The sequence below is a fragment of the Pseudomonas mohnii genome (genome assembly GCF_900105115.1).
Lineage (GTDB): Bacteria > Pseudomonadota > Gammaproteobacteria > Pseudomonadales > Pseudomonadaceae > Aquipseudomonas > Aquipseudomonas mohnii.
Map to the genome: position 1 here is coordinate 4688762 of NZ_FNRV01000001.1, position 18242 is coordinate 4707003.

The 18242-nt window shown below is 62.0% G+C and carries 15 protein-coding genes; 8 read left to right on the forward strand and 7 right to left on the reverse strand.

Going from position 1 to position 18242, the window contains the following annotated elements:
• Positions 1-151: 151 nt before the first annotated feature.
• From BLV61_RS21750 to BLV61_RS21780, 7 genes are all read right to left on the reverse strand, one after another.
• Positions 152-1576, reverse strand: a complete 1425-nt coding sequence (locus BLV61_RS21750; RefSeq protein ID WP_090467389.1) for a gamma-aminobutyraldehyde dehydrogenase — start codon at positions 1574-1576, stop codon at positions 152-154.
• A gap of 174 nt (positions 1577-1750) precedes the next feature.
• The gene (locus BLV61_RS21755) at positions 1751-2560 is read right to left on the reverse strand and encodes an ABC transporter permease (RefSeq protein ID WP_090467391.1); all 810 of its coding nucleotides are present in this window, start codon (positions 2558-2560) and stop codon (positions 1751-1753) included.
• Entirely contained in the window at positions 2550-3497 is a 948-nt protein-coding gene (locus BLV61_RS21760; protein WP_090467393.1) for an ABC transporter permease, read from the reverse strand. The genes BLV61_RS21755 and BLV61_RS21760 overlap by 11 nt, the downstream gene beginning before the upstream one ends.
• A gap of 1 nt (position 3498) precedes the next feature.
• Positions 3499-4536, reverse strand: coding sequence for an ABC transporter ATP-binding protein (locus BLV61_RS21765; RefSeq protein WP_090467395.1), 1038 nt, complete (start codon positions 4534-4536; stop codon positions 3499-3501).
• A gap of 232 nt (positions 4537-4768) precedes the next feature.
• Positions 4769-5920, reverse strand: coding sequence for a putative ABC transporter substrate-binding protein YdcS (gene ydcS / locus BLV61_RS21770; protein ID WP_047526217.1), 1152 nt, complete (start codon positions 5918-5920; stop codon positions 4769-4771).
• A gap of 144 nt (positions 5921-6064) precedes the next feature.
• Positions 6065-7552: a gamma-aminobutyraldehyde dehydrogenase gene (locus BLV61_RS21775; RefSeq protein ID WP_081997818.1), complete on the reverse strand. Its 1488-nt coding sequence runs from the start codon at positions 7550-7552 to the stop codon at positions 6065-6067.
• Positions 7553-7651: 99 nt separating this feature from the next.
• Complete coding sequence (locus tag BLV61_RS21780) at positions 7652-8566, reverse strand: LysR family transcriptional regulator (RefSeq protein ID WP_047526220.1); 915 nt, start codon at positions 8564-8566, stop codon at positions 7652-7654.
• Positions 8567-8761: 195 nt separating this feature from the next.
• Here BLV61_RS21780 and BLV61_RS21785 point away from each other — a divergent pair, with 195 nt between their 5' ends.
• From BLV61_RS21785 to BLV61_RS21820, 8 genes are all read left to right on the forward strand, one after another.
• On the forward strand, positions 8762-9442 hold the full coding sequence (locus tag BLV61_RS21785; protein ID WP_090467397.1) for a tellurite resistance TerB family protein: 681 nt from the start codon (positions 8762-8764) through the stop codon (positions 9440-9442).
• Between the two features lie 284 nt (positions 9443-9726).
• Complete coding sequence (locus BLV61_RS21790) at positions 9727-11349, forward strand: methyl-accepting chemotaxis protein (protein WP_090467399.1); 1623 nt, start codon at positions 9727-9729, stop codon at positions 11347-11349.
• Complete coding sequence (locus BLV61_RS21795; protein WP_090467401.1) at positions 11349-11885, forward strand: chemotaxis protein CheW; 537 nt, start codon at positions 11349-11351, stop codon at positions 11883-11885. The genes BLV61_RS21790 and BLV61_RS21795 overlap by 1 nt, the downstream gene beginning before the upstream one ends.
• A complete protein-coding gene (locus tag BLV61_RS21800) occupies positions 11882-13177 on the forward strand; it encodes a CheR family methyltransferase (protein WP_090467403.1) in 1296 nt (431 codons plus the stop codon). The genes BLV61_RS21795 and BLV61_RS21800 overlap by 4 nt, the downstream gene beginning before the upstream one ends.
• On the forward strand, positions 13174-13857 hold the full coding sequence (locus BLV61_RS21805) for a chemotaxis protein CheW (RefSeq protein WP_047526227.1): 684 nt from the start codon (positions 13174-13176) through the stop codon (positions 13855-13857). Before BLV61_RS21800 ends, BLV61_RS21805 begins: the two co-directional genes overlap by 4 nt.
• Positions 13854-16142 (forward strand): hybrid sensor histidine kinase/response regulator, encoded by a 2289-nt coding sequence (locus BLV61_RS21810; protein WP_090467405.1) that lies wholly within the window; start codon positions 13854-13856, stop codon positions 16140-16142. Before BLV61_RS21805 ends, BLV61_RS21810 begins: the two co-directional genes overlap by 4 nt.
• Positions 16139-17149: a chemotaxis response regulator protein-glutamate methylesterase gene (cheB, locus tag BLV61_RS21815; RefSeq protein ID WP_047526231.1), complete on the forward strand. Its 1011-nt coding sequence runs from the start codon at positions 16139-16141 to the stop codon at positions 17147-17149. Before BLV61_RS21810 ends, cheB begins: the two co-directional genes overlap by 4 nt.
• A 48-nt stretch (positions 17150-17197) precedes the next feature.
• Positions 17198-18199: a response regulator gene (locus BLV61_RS21820; protein ID WP_090467407.1), complete on the forward strand. Its 1002-nt coding sequence runs from the start codon at positions 17198-17200 to the stop codon at positions 18197-18199.
• Positions 18200-18242: the final 43 nt, after the last annotated feature.

Consider the following 18242-nt stretch of genomic DNA (forward strand, 5'->3'; position numbering starts at 1 on the left):
GGTGGTTATTGTTTTGACTTCTTTGGTGTGGAGCCTGGTGGTGCTTAGTGCCGGTTTCTACCTTGAAGCCGGAGTGACACAATCGCCAGCAGGCTGGCTCCCACAGGGAAACGCATTCCAAACGGTGGGAGCCAGCCTGCTGGCGATGCTTTTAGTGCTTGAACATCACATGGCGCACGACGGTGTAATCCTCAAGGCCATACATGGACATGTCCTTGCCGTAGCCGGACAGTTTCTGACCGCCGTGCGGCATTTCGCTGACCAGCATGAAGTGGGTGTTGACCCAGGTGCAGCCGTACTGCAGGCGCGCCGACAGGCGATGGGCGCGACCGACGTCGGCGGTCCACACCGACGATGCCAGGCCGTAGTCCGAATCGTTGGCCCAACCCAATACCTGCGCTTCATCGGTGAATTTGGTCACCGATACCACCGGCCCGAACACTTCGCGACGGACGATTTCGTCGTCCTGCCGGGCATCGGCCAGCACCGTCGGTTCGAAGAAGAAACCGTTGCCGTCCACGGCTTTGCCACCCGTGATCAAGCGGATGTGCGGTTGCGCCACGGCGCGCTCGACGAACCCGGCCACGCGGTCGCGGTGCTGCGGGGTGATCAATGGACCGAGCTCGGTCGACGGGTCGTCCTGCAGGCCGTACTTGATGCTGCTGACGGCCGCGCCGAGCTTCTCGACGAATTTGTCGTAGATGCCTTCCTGCGCATAGATGCGGCAGGCCGCGGTGCAGTCTTGCCCGGCGTTGTAGAAGCCGAAGGTGCGAATGCCTTCCACGGCGGCGTCGATATCGGCGTCGTCGAAAATGATCACCGGGGCCTTGCCGCCCAGTTCCATGTGCATGCGTTTGACGCTGTCGGCGGTGCTGGAAATGATGTTCGAGCCGGTGGCGATCGAGCCGGTCAGCGACACCATGCGCACTTTCGGGTGGGTGACCAGTGGGCTACCGACCGTAGGACCGCGACCGAATACCAGGTTGAGTACGCCAGCCGGGAAAATTTCCGACGCCAGTTGCGCCAGGCGCAATGCGGTCAGCGGCGTTTGTTCCGATGGCTTGAGCACCACGGTGTTACCGGCGGCGAGGGCCGGGGCGATTTTCCAGGCGACCATCATCAGCGGGTAGTTCCACGGCGCGATGGAGGCGATCACGCCCACCGGGTCGCGGCGGATCATCGAGGTGTGGCCCGGCAGGTATTCGCCCCCGGCCGAACCGCTCATGCAGCGGCTGGCACCGGCGAAGAAACGGAACACGTCGGCAATCGCCGGAATCTCGTCGTTCAACGCAGCGTTATAAGGCTTGCCGCAGTTGTCCGATTCCAGTTTGGCCAGCTCTTCGCCGTGGGCTTCGATGGCGTCAGCCAGTTTGAGCAGCAGCAGCGAGCGCTCTTTCGGCGGGGTTTGCGACCAGCTGTCAAACGCGGCATCGGCGGCGCGCACGGCGGCATCGACCTGGGCTTCGCTGGCTTCGTTGATTTCCACCAGCACGCGGCCCAGCGACGGGTTGAACACGGGTTGGGCAGGGCCTTCGCCATTGACGAGCTGGCCGTTGATCAAGAGTTGGGTTTGCATGTTCTTCTCCTCTTCGAAACTGTTTGTTTTTCTGTCTGAACCGGGCCCTGTAGGAGCGAGCTTGCTCGCGATGGACGTGAACGATGACGCGTTCAGTCTGGTTGCGCGCGGTGTGTTTGAGATCATCGCGAGCAAGCTCGCTCCTACAGGGGCCGGGTTCCTCTGGTGATTCGGTTATTTGCCGCCACTGCCCGCAACGCTTTCACCGCCACGGGTCAGGTAATAGGCACCGAGGATCGGCAGCATGGTCACTATCATCACCAGCATCGCGACGACGTTGGTCACCGGTACGTCCCGAGGGCGGCTGAGCTGGTTGAGCAGCCACAGCGGCAGGGTGCGTTCATGGCCGGCGGTGAAGGTGGTGACGATGATTTCGTCGAACGACAGCGCGAAGGCGAGCATGCCGCCGGCCAGCAACGCCGAGCCGAGGTTCGGCAGGACGATGTAGCGGAAGGTCTGCCAGCCGTCGGCACCGAGGTCCATCGAGGCCTCGATCAAGCTGTGCGAGGTGCGACGCAAGCGGGCGATGACGTTGTTGTAGACGATCACCACACAGAAGGTCGCGTGACCGACGATGATGGTGAACATCCCCGGTTCGATGCCCAGCGTCTTGAAGGTCGCCAGCAGCGCGATACCGGTGATGATCCCGGGCAGGGCGATCGGCAGGATCAGCATCAGCGAGATGCCTTGCTTGCCGAAGAAGTCCCGGCGGTACAGCGCCGCCGACGCCAGCGTGCCGAGGACCATGGCGATCAGCGTGGCAATCGAGGCGATCTGCAGCGACAGCTTGATGGCCTCCAGTACGTCAGGGCGTGAGAACGCCACGCCTATCCACTTCAGGGTGAAGCCCTTGGGCGGAAAGCTGAACGCCGCGTCTTCGGTGTTGAAGGCGTACAGGAAGATGATCAGGATCGGGAAGTGCAAGAACACCAACCCGCCCCAGGCCGCGATTTTCAGACCGATTGAAGCCTTTTCAGAGTGCATCGAAGGCCCCCAGACGTTTGACGATGGACAGGTAAATGGCGATCAGCACGATCGGCACCAGGGTGAAGGCCGCCGCCATCGGCATGTTGCCGATCGCGCCTTGTTGCGCGTACACCATGCTGCCGACGAAGTAGCCCGGCGGGCCGACCAGTTGCGGCACGATGAAGTCACCGAGGGTCAGCGAGAAGGTGAAGATGGAGCCGGCGGCGATGCCCGGAATCGACAGCGGCAGAATCACTTGCATGAAGGTCTGGCGCGGCTTGGCGCCGAGGTCGGCGGACGCTTGCAGCAGCGACGGCGGCAGGCGTTCCAGCGACGCCTGGATCGGCAGGATCATGAACGGCAACCAGATATAGACGAACACCATGAAGCGCCCCAGGTGCGAGGTCGACAAGGTGCTGCCGCCTACGCCGGGAATGCCCAGCACGAACTGCAGCACCGGTTCCAGGCCCAGGTGCTGCACGAACCACTGCGCCACGCCGCCCTTGGCCAGCAGCAACGTCCAGGCATAGGCCTTGACGATGTAGCTGGCCCACATCGGCATCATCACCGCGATGTAGAAAAACGCCTTGGTCTTGCCGGTGGTGTAGCGCGCCATGTAGTAGGCGATCGGAAATGCAACGATGGCACTGGCGATCGACACCACGATGGCCATGCTCAGGGTGCGCAGGATGATGTCGAAGTTCGATGGCTGGAACAGCGCGGCGAAGTTCGCCAGGGTCAGCTCCGGCGTGACCGCCATGGTGAAGTCATCGAAGGTGTAGAAACCCTGCCACAGCAGTGTCAGCAACGAGCCCAGGTAGATCGCGCCGAACCACAGCAGCGGCGGCACCAGCAGCAGCGACAGGTACAGGTTGGGGCGGCGATACAGCAGGTTGGAAAACCTGCGCAACGGCGAGCCGCCCGACGGGTTTTGAGAGAGGGCCAAGGTGTTCATGTCACACCCCGCCTGCAACGGTATCGGACAGCGGGACCATGGCTTCGCGTGCCCAGCGTGCGCTGATGCGTTGCCCGGTCTGGTGCTGGGCGCTGACGTCCAGCCACTGATTGTTGGCCTGGCTGATATTCAGGGTCTGACCGTTTTCCAGCTTCAGTTCATAGCGGGTGGCGCTGCCCTGGTACTGGATGTCGTGCAGCAAGCCGCTGACTTCGATCTCGTGTGCGGCCAGCGGCCCTTCGGCGAAACGCACGTGTTCCGGGCGAATCGAAAACGGCTGGGGATTGCCGCTCAACTGTTTTGCCAGGTCGCCGCGAATCACGTTGGAGGTGCCGACGAATTCGGCGACGAACGTGGTCGCCGGTTTCATGTAGAGATTGCGCGGGCTGTCGACTTGTTCGATGCGGCCCTTGTTGAACACAGCGACGCGATCGGACATGGACAGCGCTTCGGTCTGGTCGTGGGTGACGAAGATGAAGGTGATGCCGAGCTGGCGTTGCAGCTTCTTCAGTTCGCCTTGCATTTGCTCGCGCAGTTTCAAGTCCAGCGCGCCGAGGGGTTCGTCGAGCAGCAGCACGCGCGGACGGTTGACCAGGGCGCGGGCCAGGGCTACGCGCTGGCGCTGGCCACCGGAGAGCTGCACCGGTTTGCGCTCGCCATAGCCGCCGAGGGCGACCATGTCGAGGGCTTCTTCGGCGCGTTTGAGGCGTTCGTCCTTGCCGACGGCTTTGACCTTCAAGCCGTAGGCGACGTTGTCGCGAACGTTCATGTGCGGGAACAGCGCGTAATCCTGGAACACGGTGTTCACGTCACGCTGGTACGGCGGGAGCCCGGCGGCTTCTTCGCCATGAATACGGATAGAGCCCGCGCTCGGTTGTTCGAAACCGGCGATCAGGCGCAGACAGGTGGTTTTGCCCGAGCCGGAAGGCCCCAGCATGGAGAAGAACTCGCCGTCCTGGATGTCGATGGAAACCCGGTCAACGGCTTTCACTTCGCCGAACTGACGGGAAACGTTGGTGAACTGGACTGCAAGCGTCATGGTGCGGTGCTCCAAAAAGGCGCGGGCCGTCGCAGCGGCCCTGCCTGGACTTCTGAAAAAACGAGTAACGGTCAACTACAGCCGGCTGCCTTGCTCGGCAGTGGCAACAGAGGTAATCAACTGTGGGAGCTGGCTTGCCAGCGATGGCGCCAGCACAGTCAATAGGGTGTTGCCTGACGCTCCGCCATCGCGGGCAAGCCCGCTCCCACAGGGATCTACTTCACTTCAAGAATTAGCGGCCGCCCATGATCGCGATGTAGTCCTGGGTCCAGCGGCTGTACGGCACGAATTTGCCACCTTCAGCCTGCGGGGTTTTCCAGAAGGCGATCTTGTCGAACTGGTCGAAACCGTTGGTTTTGCAGCCTTCGGCGCCGAGCAGTTCGCTCTCCTTGCACGCCGCAGGCACCGCTGGCAACGAACCGAACCATGCCGCCACGTCACCCTGGACTTTTGGTTGCAGCGACCAGTCCATCCACTTGTAGGCGCAGTTCGGGTGTTTGGCCTCGGTATGCATCATGGTGGTGTCGGCCCAACCGGTGGCGCCTTCTTTAGGGATGGTCGACGCGATCGGTTGTTTCTCGTTCACCAGACCGTTGACTTGATACGGCCAGGCACCGGACGCGACCACGCCTTCGTTTTTGAAGTCGCTCATTTGTACGGTGGTGTCGTGCCAGTAGCGGTGAATCAGCGGCTGCTGGGCGCGCAACAGATCGAGCACCGCCTTGTATTGCGCCTCGGTCAGTTCATAGGGGTTCTGGATGCCCAGTTCCGGTTGGGTGCTTTTGAGGTACAGCGCCGCGTCGGCGATGTAGATCGGGCCGTCATAGGCCTGCACGCGGCCCTTGTTCGGTTTGCCGTCCGGCAGGTTTTGCGCATTGAACACCACGCCCCAGCTGTCGGGGGCGGTCTTGAATACGTTGGTGTTGTACATCAGCACGTTCGGACCCCATTGATACGGGGTGCCGTAGGTCTGCTTGTTGACCACGTACCACGGCGCATCTTTCAGGCGCGGGTCGATGTTCTTCCAGTTCGGGATCAACGAGGTGTTGATCGGCTGAACACGCTTGCCGACGATCAGGCGCAGCGAGGCGTCGCCGGACGCGGTGACCAGGTCGTAACCGCCCTTGGCCATCAGGCTGACCATCTCGTCGGACGTCGCGGCGGTCTTCACGTTGACCTTGCAGCCGGTTTCCTTCTCGAAACCCGTCACCCAGTCGTAGGCCTTGTCACTTTCGCCACGTTCGATGTAGCCAGGCCAGGCCACGATATCCAATTGGCCTTCGCCGGCCCCGACAGCTTTCAGCGGCTCTGCGGCCTGGACACTGGCACTGGCCAGCAGCGCGGTGGTGATTGCACTGAGCAGTGCGGTCTTGTGCACGAACATGGGAAATCCCTCTTTTTCAAATTATGGTCGGGGCAGTGGGTTCGGTAATGCGTACTGCTAATTGTTGTTGTTAGCGTAGCTGCAAGTTTCAAGCGTCAAGCCGCAAGAAAAACGCAGGTCTGCACCTGAGGTGCAGCGTGCGGCTCAAAACTCCCGGCCATGTCGGGCCATGATGTGCCGCACCACGCTGTAGTCCTGGAGCGAATCACTGGACAGGTCCTTGCCGTAGCCGGAACGCTTCAGGCCACCATGGGGCATCTCGCTGACCAGCATGAAATGGCTGTTGATCCAGGTGCAGCCGTACTGCAATCGCGCGGCGACTTGCATCGCCTTGTCGAGGTTCTGGGTCCAGACCGACGACGCCAGGCCGTATTCCGAATCGTTGGCCCAGTCCACCGCTTGCTCCAGCTCATCGAAGCGGGTCACGGTGACCACCGGCCCGAACACTTCGCGCTGAACGATTTCGTCGCCCTGTTTGCAACCGGCCAGCAGGGTCGGCTGGTAATAGAAGCCGGCGCCGGAATGCACAGCGGCACCGGTCACCCGTTCGATGTGCGGTTGACCGAGGGCGCGTTCGACGAAACTGGCCACGCGGTCGCGTTGGCGAGTACTGATCAGCGGGCCGAGTTCGTTGTCGGCATCGCGTTTGCCGGCAAAGCGCAGGCTGCTGACCGCCGCGCCGAGTTCGGCCACCAAGCGATCGTGAATCCCCTTCTGCGCGTAAATCCGGCAGGCGGCGGTGCAGTCCTGGCCGGCGTTGTAGTAGCCGTAGGCGCGCACACCGTCGACCACCGCCTGAATGTCGGCATCGTTGCAAACGATCACCGGGGCCTTGCCACCGAGTTCGAGGTGGGTACGCTTGAGGGTTTTTGCTGCGGCCTGGAGGATTTTTTGCCCGGTGACGATATCGCCGGTCAGCGACACCATGCGCACTTTCGGGTGGCTGACTAAATGGCTGCCGACGCCTTCACCGCCACCGCAGATGATGTTGATCACGCCGCGCGGCAGAATCTCGGCCAGCGCTGGCGCCAGGGCCAGGATCGACAGCGGCGTGTGTTCGGACGGTTTGAACACCAGCGTGTTACCGGCGGCCAGGGCGGGGGCGATTTTCCAGGCGGCCATCATGATCGGGTAGTTCCACGGCGCAATGGACGCCACGACCCCGATGGGATCGCGCCGCACCATGCTGGTGTAGCCCGGCAGGTATTCGCCGCTGAGTTGTCCGGTCTGGCAGCGCACGGCGCCGGCGAAGAAACGGAACACGTCGACCGTCGCGCTCAAGTCATCCTGGCGGGCCAGGTGCAACGGTTTGCCGCAGTTCAGGGATTCGAGGCGGGCGAGCAGGTCGGCGTTTTTTTCAATGGCGTTGGCGATGTCCAGCAACAGGTTCGAGCGCTGCTGCGGAGTGGTCCGCGACCAACTGGCGAAGGCACGGTGGGCGGCGAGGATGGCGGCTTCGACTTGTTCGGTGCTGGCTTCGGCGATCTGTGTCAGGACTTCGCCTGTGGCCGGGTTGAGAATCGGCTCGGCAACGCCCTGGCCCGCGACCAATTCGCCATCGATCAACAAGGCGGTAAACAACGGGGTCTGCGCGCCAGCCATTTTTCGGATTCTCTTTTCTTGTGTGGCCATGCTGCTCCCTGTGACTGGGGCCGGCCGTCTTATAGATGAAGCAAGACTAGTGCGCAGACCCGAGGTCGACAAATACTAAATACTGAAGGTGGCGTTCGATTAAATAGATGGCTTGCGTCCGCCGTGGGGTTGCTCGCGGGCGACGGTCAGGAACGGGTCCACCAGCGCCGGGCGCGCCGTACCCCGTCGCCACGCGAGGCCGACGTCGAGGGTCTGGCTGAGGTCGGCAATCGGCCGCGCTTCGATGATGTCGCCTTCCAGCGACCATGGGCGGTAGGTCATGTCTGGCTGAATGGATACGCCCAGGCCCGCGGCTACCAGGCTTCGTACGGCTTCGGTCGAGGCGCTGCGCAAGGTGATGCGCGGTTGCAGCGAGGCTGCCGACCACATGCGTTGGGCGTTGTGGTCCATTTCATCGACGTTCAGTTGAATCAAGGGTTCGCGGGCGACATCGGCCAGGTTGATGCTGTCGTGCTCCAGCAGCGGATGCTGGGCCGGTAGCCAGAGCCGATGGGGCGAATGGGTCAGCACCTCGGTTTGCAGGGCGTGGCGGTCTTCGAGGTTGGAAAGAATCAGTACGCCGACATCGATCTCGCCGCTGACCAGCAAATGTTCGATGTACGGGCGTTCGTCTTCCATCACGCGGATTTCGACGTTGGGGTAGGCGCGCTGGAAGCGGGTGAGCAAGTCCGCCAGGTAATAACCGGCCACCAGGCTGGTCACCCCGATGATCAACTGCCCGGCGACCTGGTCGGTGCTTTGTTGCAGGCTGCGTTTGGCGTTGTCCACGGTGGCAAGGATCAGGTGCGCCTGGCGCAGGAATTGATGGCCCTGGTGGGTCAGGGTCATGCCTTTGGCGTGACGGCTGAACAGGCTGACGCCGATTTCCTCCTCCAACTGCTGGATGGCCAGGGTCAGGGTGGACTGGGAGATGAAGGCGGCTTGTGCGGCGGCGGAGATCGAGCCGGTCTCGGCCACGGCGATGAAATGGCGGATCTGACGCAAGGTCATCATGGGAAACGTACCCGGTGAGCGGTTTTTATCGATTTGTCCGAGTGTATATCTAAAAAACCGAAACTTACTGCATGCTTCAAGCTTCAGTGACAGCAGCAAGGCAACATCTGGAAGCACTCTCCCTGGCAGCCGTCGGGCACTTTCGAACTAGGCTGGGGCCTCAAAATCCGGTTACACCTTTTTTGGAGGCGGAAAATGAATACCCGTGGATTGCTCGATCAGCTACTCAAATCTGGCCAGGACTTGTTGCAGAACAAGGCAGGCGGCGCGCAGAACAAGGCTTCCGGTGGCTTGGGCGGGTTGCTTTCGGGCGCTGGCGGCGGTGCGCTGGCCGCAGGCGCCATGGGGTTGCTGCTGGGTAGCAAGAAAGCCCGCAAAGTCGGAGGCAAGGTGGCTGTGTACGGTGGTCTCGCGGCGCTGGGGGTACTGGCTTATAAGGCATATGGCAACTGGCAGGCTGGGCAGGGCACGGCACCGAAACGTGAACCGCAAACCCTCGACCGTTTACCGGCGGCGCAAGTCGAGCAGCACAGCCAGGCGATTCTCAAGGCCCTGGTAGCGGCGGCCAAGGCCGACGGTCATATCGACGAGCGCGAACGCGAGTTGATCGAGGGCGAGTTCACCCGGCTGGACAACGATCAGGCGCTTGCGCACTGGTTGCACGCCGAACTCAACAAACCCCTGGACCCGGCGGATGTCGCCCGCGCCGCCAGCACCCCGGAAATGGCCGCCGAGATGTACATCGCCAGTGTGATGCTGGTGGATGAGGAGAGCTTCATGGAGAAGTCCTACCTGGACGAACTGGCGCGTCAGCTCAAGCTTGAGCCGGGGTTGAAGGCGGAATTGGAGAAACAGGTTCGCCAGGCTTCGATGTAGACCTTCCACAGGTATTCGCCGGCAAGCCAGCGTCCCCGGACCTGTAGGCGCGGGCATGCTGGCGACGCCGTTCCAGCGGCGATGACGTCGCTCATGGCCGAATCACGGCCCCTTTCTTCCGAAACGCCACTGGCCAGTATCCTGAACAATGCGGAAAGTCCTGTTCCAGAGCCTGTCCTGCCTTTTATGGCGAGATGAGAGGTGGCGCACAAGCGTCTTATAAATGAAACACCGCCCTCGGCTATACTCCCCCAGCATTTGAAAATGGCCCCTGAGGACTGATTGTGAAGAACTGGACGTTGCGCCAACGCATTTTGGCGAGTTTTGCAGTAATTATCGCCATCATGCTGTTGATGGTCGTCGTCTCTTATTCACGGTTGTTGAAGATCGAGGAAAGCGAAGCCAGCGGGCGCGACGATGCCTTGCCCGGGGTCTATTTCAGTTCGATGATTCGCAGCGCCTGGGTGGACACCTACCTTCAGACCGTGGAAATGTTCGGATTGAAAGATGCACAGGGCATCAGCGCCGAAGATGCCGCCAACTTCAAGGTTTTCGAAACTCGCCTGCTGGAGCAGATGGCCAACTATCGCACCACCATCACCACGGATGAAGACAAGATCGAGTTCGCGGCCTTCGAACAGAGGCACGAAGAGTTCAAAAGAATTCATGCCGCCGTTCTTGAGTTGTACAAGCGCAACCAGAAAGCCGAAGCCATCAAGTTGCTCAACGAGCAGTTGACCCCGGCCTGGACGGCAGGCCGCATGAAGCTCAATGACATCATCGTCGAAAACAAGGCGGTGGCGGACAAGGACATGGCGGCCATCGATGACGCGGTGGTCACGGCAAAAATCAGCATGGGCATCTCTCTGCTGGTCGCCATACTGGCGGCCGGCCTCTGCGGTCTGCTGTTGATGCGCGCGATCATGGCGCCGATGAACCGCATCGTCAGCATCCTTGAAGTGATGCGCACCGGTGACCTCAGCAATCGCCTGAACCTGGAGCGCAAGGACGAATTTGGCGCGGTGGAAACCGGCTTCAACGACATGATGAGCGAACTGACTTCGCTGGTGTCCCAGGCCCAGCGCTCGTCGGTGCAGGTCACCACGTCAGTCACCGAGATCGCCGCCACGTCCAGGCAACAGCAGGCCACCGCCACCGAAACCGCTGCCACCACCACCGAAATCGGCGCGACCTCCCGTGAAATCGCCGCCACGTCCCGTGACCTGGTGCGCACCATGACCGAGGTCTCCAGCGCTGCCGATCAGGCCTCGGTGGCCGCCGGTTCCGGGCAGCAGGGGCTGGCGCGCATGGAGGAAACCATGCATTCGGTGATGGGCGCGGCCGATCTGGTCAACGCCAAACTGGCGATCCTCAACGAGAAGGCCGGCAACATCAATCAGGTGGTGGTCACCATCGTCAAGGTCGCCGACCAGACCAACCTGCTGTCGCTCAACGCGGCGATCGAAGCCGAGAAGGCCGGGGAATACGGGCGCGGTTTCGCCGTGGTGGCCACCGAGGTACGGCGTCTGGCGGACCAGACCGCTGTCGCCACCTATGACATCGAGCAGATGGTGCGCGAGATTCAGTCGGCGGTATCGGCCGGTGTGATGGGCATGGACAAGTTCTCCGAGGAAGTGCGCCGCGGCATGTCCGAGGTGCAGCAGGTCGGCGAGCAGCTGTCGCAAATTATCCATCAGGTTCAGGCACTGGCTCCGCGCGTGTTGATGGTCAATGAGGGCATGCAGGCCCAGGCCACCGGCGCCGAGCAGATCAACCACGCCCTGGTGCAATTGGGCGACGCCAGCAGTCAGACCGTTGAATCCCTGCGCCAGGCCAGTTTTGCCATCGACGAGCTGAGTCAGGTGGCCGTAGGGCTGCGTAGCGGCGTCTCGCGATTCAAAGTCTGATGAGCGAACTCACGGCCAAACGCACTGCCGTGAAGCAGGCGTTGCATGCGTTGTTTCTGGTATTCCGCATCGGCAGCGAGCGCTATGCCTTGCAAGCCACCGAAGTCGCGGAGGTGCTGGCGCGCCAGCCCTTGAAACCGATTGCCCACGCGCCGCACTGGGTCGCCGGGGTTTTCGCCTATCGTGGCGCGGTGGTGCCGGTGATCGACCTGTGCGCCCTGACGTTTGGCACGCCTGCCCAGGCTCGAACCAGCACTCGGCTGGTGCTGGTTCATTACCGCGCGAATGACGGCGCAGAGACGAAATTGCTCGGCTTGATTCTGGAGCAGGCCACCGACACCGTGCGATATAACCCGACGGATTTTCAGCCCTACGGCCTCGACAATCGCCAGGCCCGCTACCTGGGACCTGTGCGCGAAGATGCGCAGGGTCTACTGCAATGGGTGCGGGTCGCCGACTTGCTGGACGATCAGGTGCGCGCGCTGCTGTTCCCGTCGCCACCGCTGGACCTGGCGCTGCTTGAGGAGCGGCCATGAGCGGCGACCCGCGGTTTTTCGATTTCCTCAAGGAGCGCATCGGCCTCGATGTGACCTCCGTGGGGCCCGCCATCATCGAGCGTGCCGTTCGCCAGCGCAGCACCGTGTCCAATGCGTTCACCGCCGACGAATACTGGCGAATCCTGCAGGGTTCACGAGATGAACAGCAGGCGCTGATCGAAGCGGTGATCGTTCCTGAAACCTGGTTTTTCCGTTACCCGGAATCCTTTGCCACCCTGGCGAAACTGGCGAGCAAACGTCTGGCCGAGATCAACAATCTGCGGGCACTGCGGATTCTCAGCCTGCCATGCTCAACCGGTGAAGAGCCGTACTCGATTGCCATGGCGCTGCTGGACGCCGGGTTCCAGCCGCATCAGTTCAAGGTCGAAGGCATGGACGTCAGCCCGCTGTCGGTGGAAAAGGCCCGGCGTGCGCTGTATGGCAAGAATTCGTTTCGCGGTCAGGATATCGCCTTCCGCGACCGGCATTTCACGGCGCAGAACGACGGTTTTCGCCTCAGTGACCGGGTGCTGGACCAGGTTCGCCTGCAGGTCGGCAACGTGCTCGATCCGGCGTTGCTCGCCAACGAGCCTCCTTACGACTTCGTGTTCTGCCGCAACCTGTTGATCTATTTCGATCAGGCAACGCAACAGCAGGTGTTCGAAGTCCTCAAGCGTCTGACCCACGTCGACGGTGTGCTGTTTATCGGCCCGGCCGAAGGTAGCCTGCTGGGGCGTTTCGGCATGCGCTCCATCGGCATTCCACAGTCCTTTGCCTTCAGTCGTCACAAGGCTTTGGAACCTGAACCGGCGCTGGCCTTTGTTCCAGCATCATTGCCTGCGCCATTGCCTGCGCCATTGCCCGTGCCGCGTCCGGTGCGCAACGTGGTGCCTGCGCCCATGAACAGGCGCCCGTTCGCGCCTGTAGCGCCAGAAACCCCTGTGGCCAAAAAAGCCGGCGTCGAGGTGGCCACGCTGTTGGCGAACATCGCCTCGCTGGCCAACGAAGGCAAGAGTGCCGAAGCCCGTGCCGCGTGCGAAAGTTACCTGCGCAGTCATGAGCCGGTGGCCCAGGTGTTTTACTGGCTCGGGTTGCTCAGCGATGTGGCGGGCAATGTCCTGGAAGCCCAGGGCTTTTATCGCAAGGCGTTGTACCTCGAACCGCAACATCCCGCCGCGTTGTTGCAGCTGGCAGCCTTGCTGCAATCCCAGGGCGACACCGTGGGGGCCAGACGATTGCAGGAGCGCGCCGCCCGCAGCGAGCGCACCGCTGACCGTGAGCGTAAACGATGATCGCCTCCGACACCTTTAGCGTCACCCATGAAGATGCCCAGGCCATCGATGATTGCTGGAACCGCATCGGTATCCATGGCGACAAGTCCTGCCCGCTGCTGAGCGAACATATTCATTGCCGCAATTGCGCGGTGTATTCGACCGCCGCCACGCGCCTGCTGGATCGTTATGCGCTGCAGCAGGATGACCGCGTGCAGGTGTCCAACACCGTGGAGAGTGAGGTGAAAACCCGCTCGCTATTGATGTTCCGCCTCGGCGAAGAATGGTTGGGCCTGGCCACCCGCTGTTTGGTGGAAGTCGCGCCGTCGCAAGCGATTCACTCGTTGCCGCACCAGCGCTCCGGCGCCTTGCTCGGCGTGGCGAACGTGCGCGGTGCGCTGGTGGCATGCCTCTCGCTGGTCGAATTGTTGGGGCTCGATGGCATCAGCAATGTCGCCTCCGGCACACGGGTCATGCCGCGCATGTTGATCATCGCCGCCCATGGCGGGCCCGTGGTGGTGCCGGTGGATGAAGTGGACGGCATTCATGCCATCGACGAGCAGATCCTCGATGCCGCCTCGCGCTCCGGCACTCAGGCCAGTGCCAAATACACTCGCGGCGTGTTGCAATTCAAAGGTCGCAGCCTGCGTTGGCTGGATGAAGAGCAGCTATTGTCCGCCGTGACCCGGAGCCTCACATGACCCCCGAGCAGATGCGCGACACCTCGTTGCTGGAACTGTTCAGCCTGGAAGCCGAGGCCCAGACCCAAGTGCTGAATGCGGGGCTGCTGGCCCTGGAGCGCAATCCCACCCAGGCCGATCAACTCGAGTCTTGCATGCGCGCGGCGCACTCGCTCAAGGGGGCGGCACGTATCGTCGGCGTGGATGCAGGCGTCAGCGTTGCCCACGTCATGGAAGATTGCCTGGTCAGCGCCCAGGAAGGCCGCCTGCTGCTGCGACCCGAACACATCGACGCGTTGCTGCAAGGCACCGATTTGCTGATGCGCATCGCGACGCCTAACAATGCTCCGGCGCCGGAAGATATCGAGGCCTATGTCGCCTTGATGGGGGTCCTGCTCGATCCGGCTGCGGCTGCCGCCGTTCCGGTCTCGGCCCCCGCCTCGCCGTTGATGGCGGAACTCCAGCTCGAACCGCCGCTGACCTGGCTCGAAGAGCCGGCACCTGTCGTCGAGCCGCTGCCCGAAGCGCCGAAAAAGACCAGGCGCACCACCGAGAACGGTGAGCGCGTGCTGCGGGTCACGGCCGAACGCCTGAACAGCCTGCTCGACCTGTCGAGCAAATCCCTGGTGGAAACCCTGCGCCTCAAACCGCACCTGGCCACCATGCAGCGTCTCAAACGCACGCAGAACAATGGCCTGCGCGCTCTGGAAAACCTCAACGTCCACCTCAAGGAGCACGCCCTGAGCCTCGAGGCCCAGGAAGCCCTCGAAGATGCACGGCGACTGTTGGCGGAGTCCCAGCAATTGCTGGTGGAAAAAAACGCCGAGCTGGATGAGTTCGTCTGGCAGGCCAGTCAACGCGCGCAGGTGTTGTACGACACCGCGCTGGCCTGTCGCATGCGTCCGTTCGCCGATGTCTTGAATGGTCAGGTGCGGATGGTCCGCGACCTCGGTCGCAGTCTCGGAAAACAGGTGCGCCTGGAAATCGAGGGTGAGAAGACCCAGGTTGACCGCGACGTGTTGGAAAAACTCGAAGCGCCGCTGACGCACCTGCTGCGCAATGCGGTCGATCACGGTATTGAAACCCCTGAGCAACGGCTGTTGGCGGGCAAGCCGGCGGAGGGCCTGATCCGGTTGCGCGCGTCCCATCAGGCGGGCTTGCTGGTGCTGGAACTGAGCGATGACGGCAACGGCGTCGACCTTGAGAAGGTCCGCAGCAGTATCATCGAGCGCCAGTTGTCCACGGCGCAAACCGCTGCCCAACTCAGCGAAGAGGAACTGCTGACCTTCCTGTTCCTGCCGGGTTTCAGCCTGCGCGACACGGTCACTGAAGTCTCCGGACGCGGGGTGGGTCTGGATGCAGTGCAGCACATGGTGCGCCAGTTGCGTGGCGCCGTGGTGCTGGAGCAGACGGCGGGCGAGGGCAGTCGCTTCCATCTCGAAGTGCCGCTGACCCTGTCGGTGGTGCGCAGCCTGGTGGTGGAAGTGGGCGGCGAGGCCTATGCCTTTCCCCTGGCCCACATCGAACGCATGTGCGATCTGGAGGCGGCTGACATTGTGCAGGTCGAGGGGCGTCAGCATTTTTGGTACGAGGGCCGGCATGTCGGCCTGGTGGCGGCCAGTCAGCTGTTGCAGCGCCCGGTCAATCAAGGCCACCAGCCGACCCTGAAAGTGGTGGTGATCCGCGAGCGCGATACGATCTACGGCGTGGCGGTCGAGCGCTTTATCGGCGAGCGGACCCTGGTGGTGTTGCCGCTGGATGAACGTCTGGGCAAGGTCCAGGACATTTCTGCCGGGGCTTTGCTCGACGACGGATCGGTGGTACTGATCGTCGATGTCGAAGACATGCTGCGCTCGGTGGACAAACTGCTCAATACCGGGCGCCTGGAGCGCATTGCCCGACAGGGCGACCAGGCAGTCGAGGTGGCCCGCAAGCGGATTCTGGTGGTCGACGACTCCCTGACCGTGCGTGAGCTGCAGCGCAAGCTGTTGCTTAATCGGGGCTATGACGTGGCCGTGGCGGTCGACGGCATGGACGGCTGGAATGCGCTGCGTTCAGAGGATTTCGATCTGCTGATTACCGACATTGATATGCCGCGCATGGACGGCATCGAACTGGTGACTTTGTTGCGCCGGGACAATCGATTGCAATCGCTGCCGGTGATGGTGGTGTCCTACAAGGATCGTGAAGAGGATCGTCGCCGTGGACTGGATGCTGGAGCCGACTATTATCTAGCCAAAGCCAGTTTTCATGACGACGCCCTGCTCGATGCAGTGGTTGAGCTCATAGGAGGAGCGCGGGCATGAAAATCGCCATCGTCAACGACATGCCCATGGCCGTGGAAGCGCTGCGCCGGGCGCTGGCCTTCGAGCCGGCGCATCAGGTGATCTGGGTGGCCGCCAACGGCGAGGAAGCCGTGCAAAAGGCTGCCGGGCAGACACCGGATTTGATTTTGATGGACCTGATCATGCCAGTGATGGACGGGGTGGAAGCCACCCGCCGGATCATGGCCGAGACGCCCTGTGCCATTGTCATCGTGACCGTGGATCGCCAGCAGAACGTGCACCGGGTGTTCGAAGCCATGGGACATGGGGCGCTGGATGTGGTCGATACTCCGACCCTCGGTGCCGGCAACGCCCAGGAAGCGGCGGCGCCCTTGCTGCGCAAGATCATGAACATCGGCTGGCTGATCGGCGATAAACGCGCTCGGGAACGTCCGGCGCCGAGTCCGGCGCGCAGTTCTGCCTCGACCAAGCGCCTGATCGCCATCGGCTCTTCAGCGGGCGGACCGGCGGCGCTGGAAGTCTTGCTCAAAGGCCTGCCGAAGGATTTTTCCGCCGCCATCGTGCTGGTGCAACACGTCGACCAGGTGTTCGCCGCCGGCATGGCCGAATGGCTCGGCAGCGCCAGTGGGCTCAAGGTGCGCCTGGCCATGGAAGGCGATACGCCGCAAAGCGGCACGGTTCTGCTGGCTGGCACCAATCACCATATTCGTTTGTTGAAGAACGGCACGCTGGCTTACACCGCCGAGCCGGTCAATGAAATCTATCGGCCTTCAATCGATGTGTTTTTCGAGAGTGTGGCCAACTACTGGAATGGCGATGCGGTGGGGGTGTTGCTCACCGGCATGGGGCGTGATGGTGCACAGGGACTTAAACTCATGCGGCAACGGGGCTACTTGACCATCGCTCAGGACCAACAAAGCAGCGCGGTGTATGGCATGCCGAAGGCGGCCGCGGCCATCGACGCCGCTGTGGAAATCCGTCCGCTGGAAAAGATAGCGCCACGATTGCTGGAGATTTTCCCCAAATGACAACTTTTCACAGCAATCCTGGCCCAAGCAGTATTCAGGTGAACGCAGATGAATGACTTACAGCTCGACGACTTCAAGACTGACGAAAACGCCGCCATGGTGTTGTTGGTGGATGACCAGGCAATGATCGGCGAGGCGGTGCGGCGCGGGTTGTCGAATGAAGACAACATCGACTTCCATTTCTGCGCCGACCCGCATCAGGCCGTTGCCCATGCGGTTCGCATCAAGCCGACCGTGATCCTTCAGGACTTGGTCATGCCCGGGCTGGACGGCCTGAGTCTGGTGCGCGAATACCGCAGTCATCCGGCGACCAAGGACATCCCGATCATCGTCCTGTCGACCAAGGAGGACCCGTTGATCAAGAGCGCCGCGTTCGCGGCCGGGGCCAACGATTACCTGGTCAAGCTGCCGGACAACATCGAGCTGGTCGCGCGCATTCGCTATCACTCGCGTTCCTACATGACCCTGTTGCAGCGGGACGCGGCCTATCGTGCCCTGCGCGTCAGTCAGCAGCAGTTGCTCGACACCAACATGGTGCTGCAACGCTTGATGAACTCCGACGGCCTGACCGGTCTGTCGAACCGTCGGCATTTCGATGAATACATAGAGCTTGAATGGCGCCGCTCCCTGCGCGAGCAGAGCCAAATGTCACTGCTGATGATCGACGTGGATTACTTCAAGACCTTCAATGACACCTTCGGCCACCTGGAAGGCGACGAAGCCTTGCGCAAGGTCGCCACGGCGATCCGCGATGCCAGTGCCCGACCTTCGGACCTGCCGGCCCGTTACGGCGGCGAAGAATTCGCCCTGGTCCTGCCCAACACCTCCCCGGGCGGTGCACGGCTGGTGGCGGAAAAACTGCGCATGACCGTGCAAGCCCTGAAGATCCCGCACATTTCCCCAACCGAAGGCTCAAGCCTGACCATCAGCATCGGCCTGTCGACCATCACCCCGACAGCAGGCAGCAATTGCCGCGAATTGATTTCGGCGGCGGACAAGGGGCTGTACCAGGCGAAGAACAATGGGCGTAATCAGGTGGGGATCGGGTAATAGCGCGAATATTAAGATCGCTCTGGAGCACTGATAAGTTTGT

Coding starts and splice junctions, on each gene's coding strand:
- BLV61_RS21750 (WP_090467389.1), bottom strand. CDS start 1,576: ATGCAAACCCAACTCTTGATCAACGGCCAGCTCGTCAATGGCGAAGGC.
- ydcS (WP_047526217.1), bottom strand. CDS start 5,920: ATGTTCGTGCACAAGACCGCACTGCTCAGTGCAATCACCACCGCGCTG.
- BLV61_RS21800 (WP_090467403.1), top strand. CDS start 11,882: ATGAGCGGCGACCCGCGGTTTTTCGATTTCCTCAAGGAGCGCATCGGC.
- BLV61_RS21810 (WP_090467405.1), top strand. CDS start 13,854: ATGACCCCCGAGCAGATGCGCGACACCTCGTTGCTGGAACTGTTCAGC.
- BLV61_RS21805 (WP_047526227.1), top strand. CDS start 13,174: ATGATCGCCTCCGACACCTTTAGCGTCACCCATGAAGATGCCCAGGCC.
- BLV61_RS21755 (WP_090467391.1), bottom strand. CDS start 2,560: ATGCACTCTGAAAAGGCTTCAATCGGTCTGAAAATCGCGGCCTGGGGC.
- cheB (WP_047526231.1), top strand. CDS start 16,139: ATGAAAATCGCCATCGTCAACGACATGCCCATGGCCGTGGAAGCGCTG.
- BLV61_RS21775 (WP_081997818.1), bottom strand. CDS start 7,552: ATGGCCACACAAGAAAAGAGAATCCGAAAAATGGCTGGCGCGCAGACC.
- BLV61_RS21760 (WP_090467393.1), bottom strand. CDS start 3,497: ATGAACACCTTGGCCCTCTCTCAAAACCCGTCGGGCGGCTCGCCGTTG.
- BLV61_RS21785 (WP_090467397.1), top strand. CDS start 8,762: ATGAATACCCGTGGATTGCTCGATCAGCTACTCAAATCTGGCCAGGAC.
- BLV61_RS21795 (WP_090467401.1), top strand. CDS start 11,349: ATGAGCGAACTCACGGCCAAACGCACTGCCGTGAAGCAGGCGTTGCAT.
- BLV61_RS21780 (WP_047526220.1), bottom strand. CDS start 8,566: ATGATGACCTTGCGTCAGATCCGCCATTTCATCGCCGTGGCCGAGACC.
- BLV61_RS21820 (WP_090467407.1), top strand. CDS start 17,198: ATGAATGACTTACAGCTCGACGACTTCAAGACTGACGAAAACGCCGCC.
- BLV61_RS21765 (WP_090467395.1), bottom strand. CDS start 4,536: ATGACGCTTGCAGTCCAGTTCACCAACGTTTCCCGTCAGTTCGGCGAA.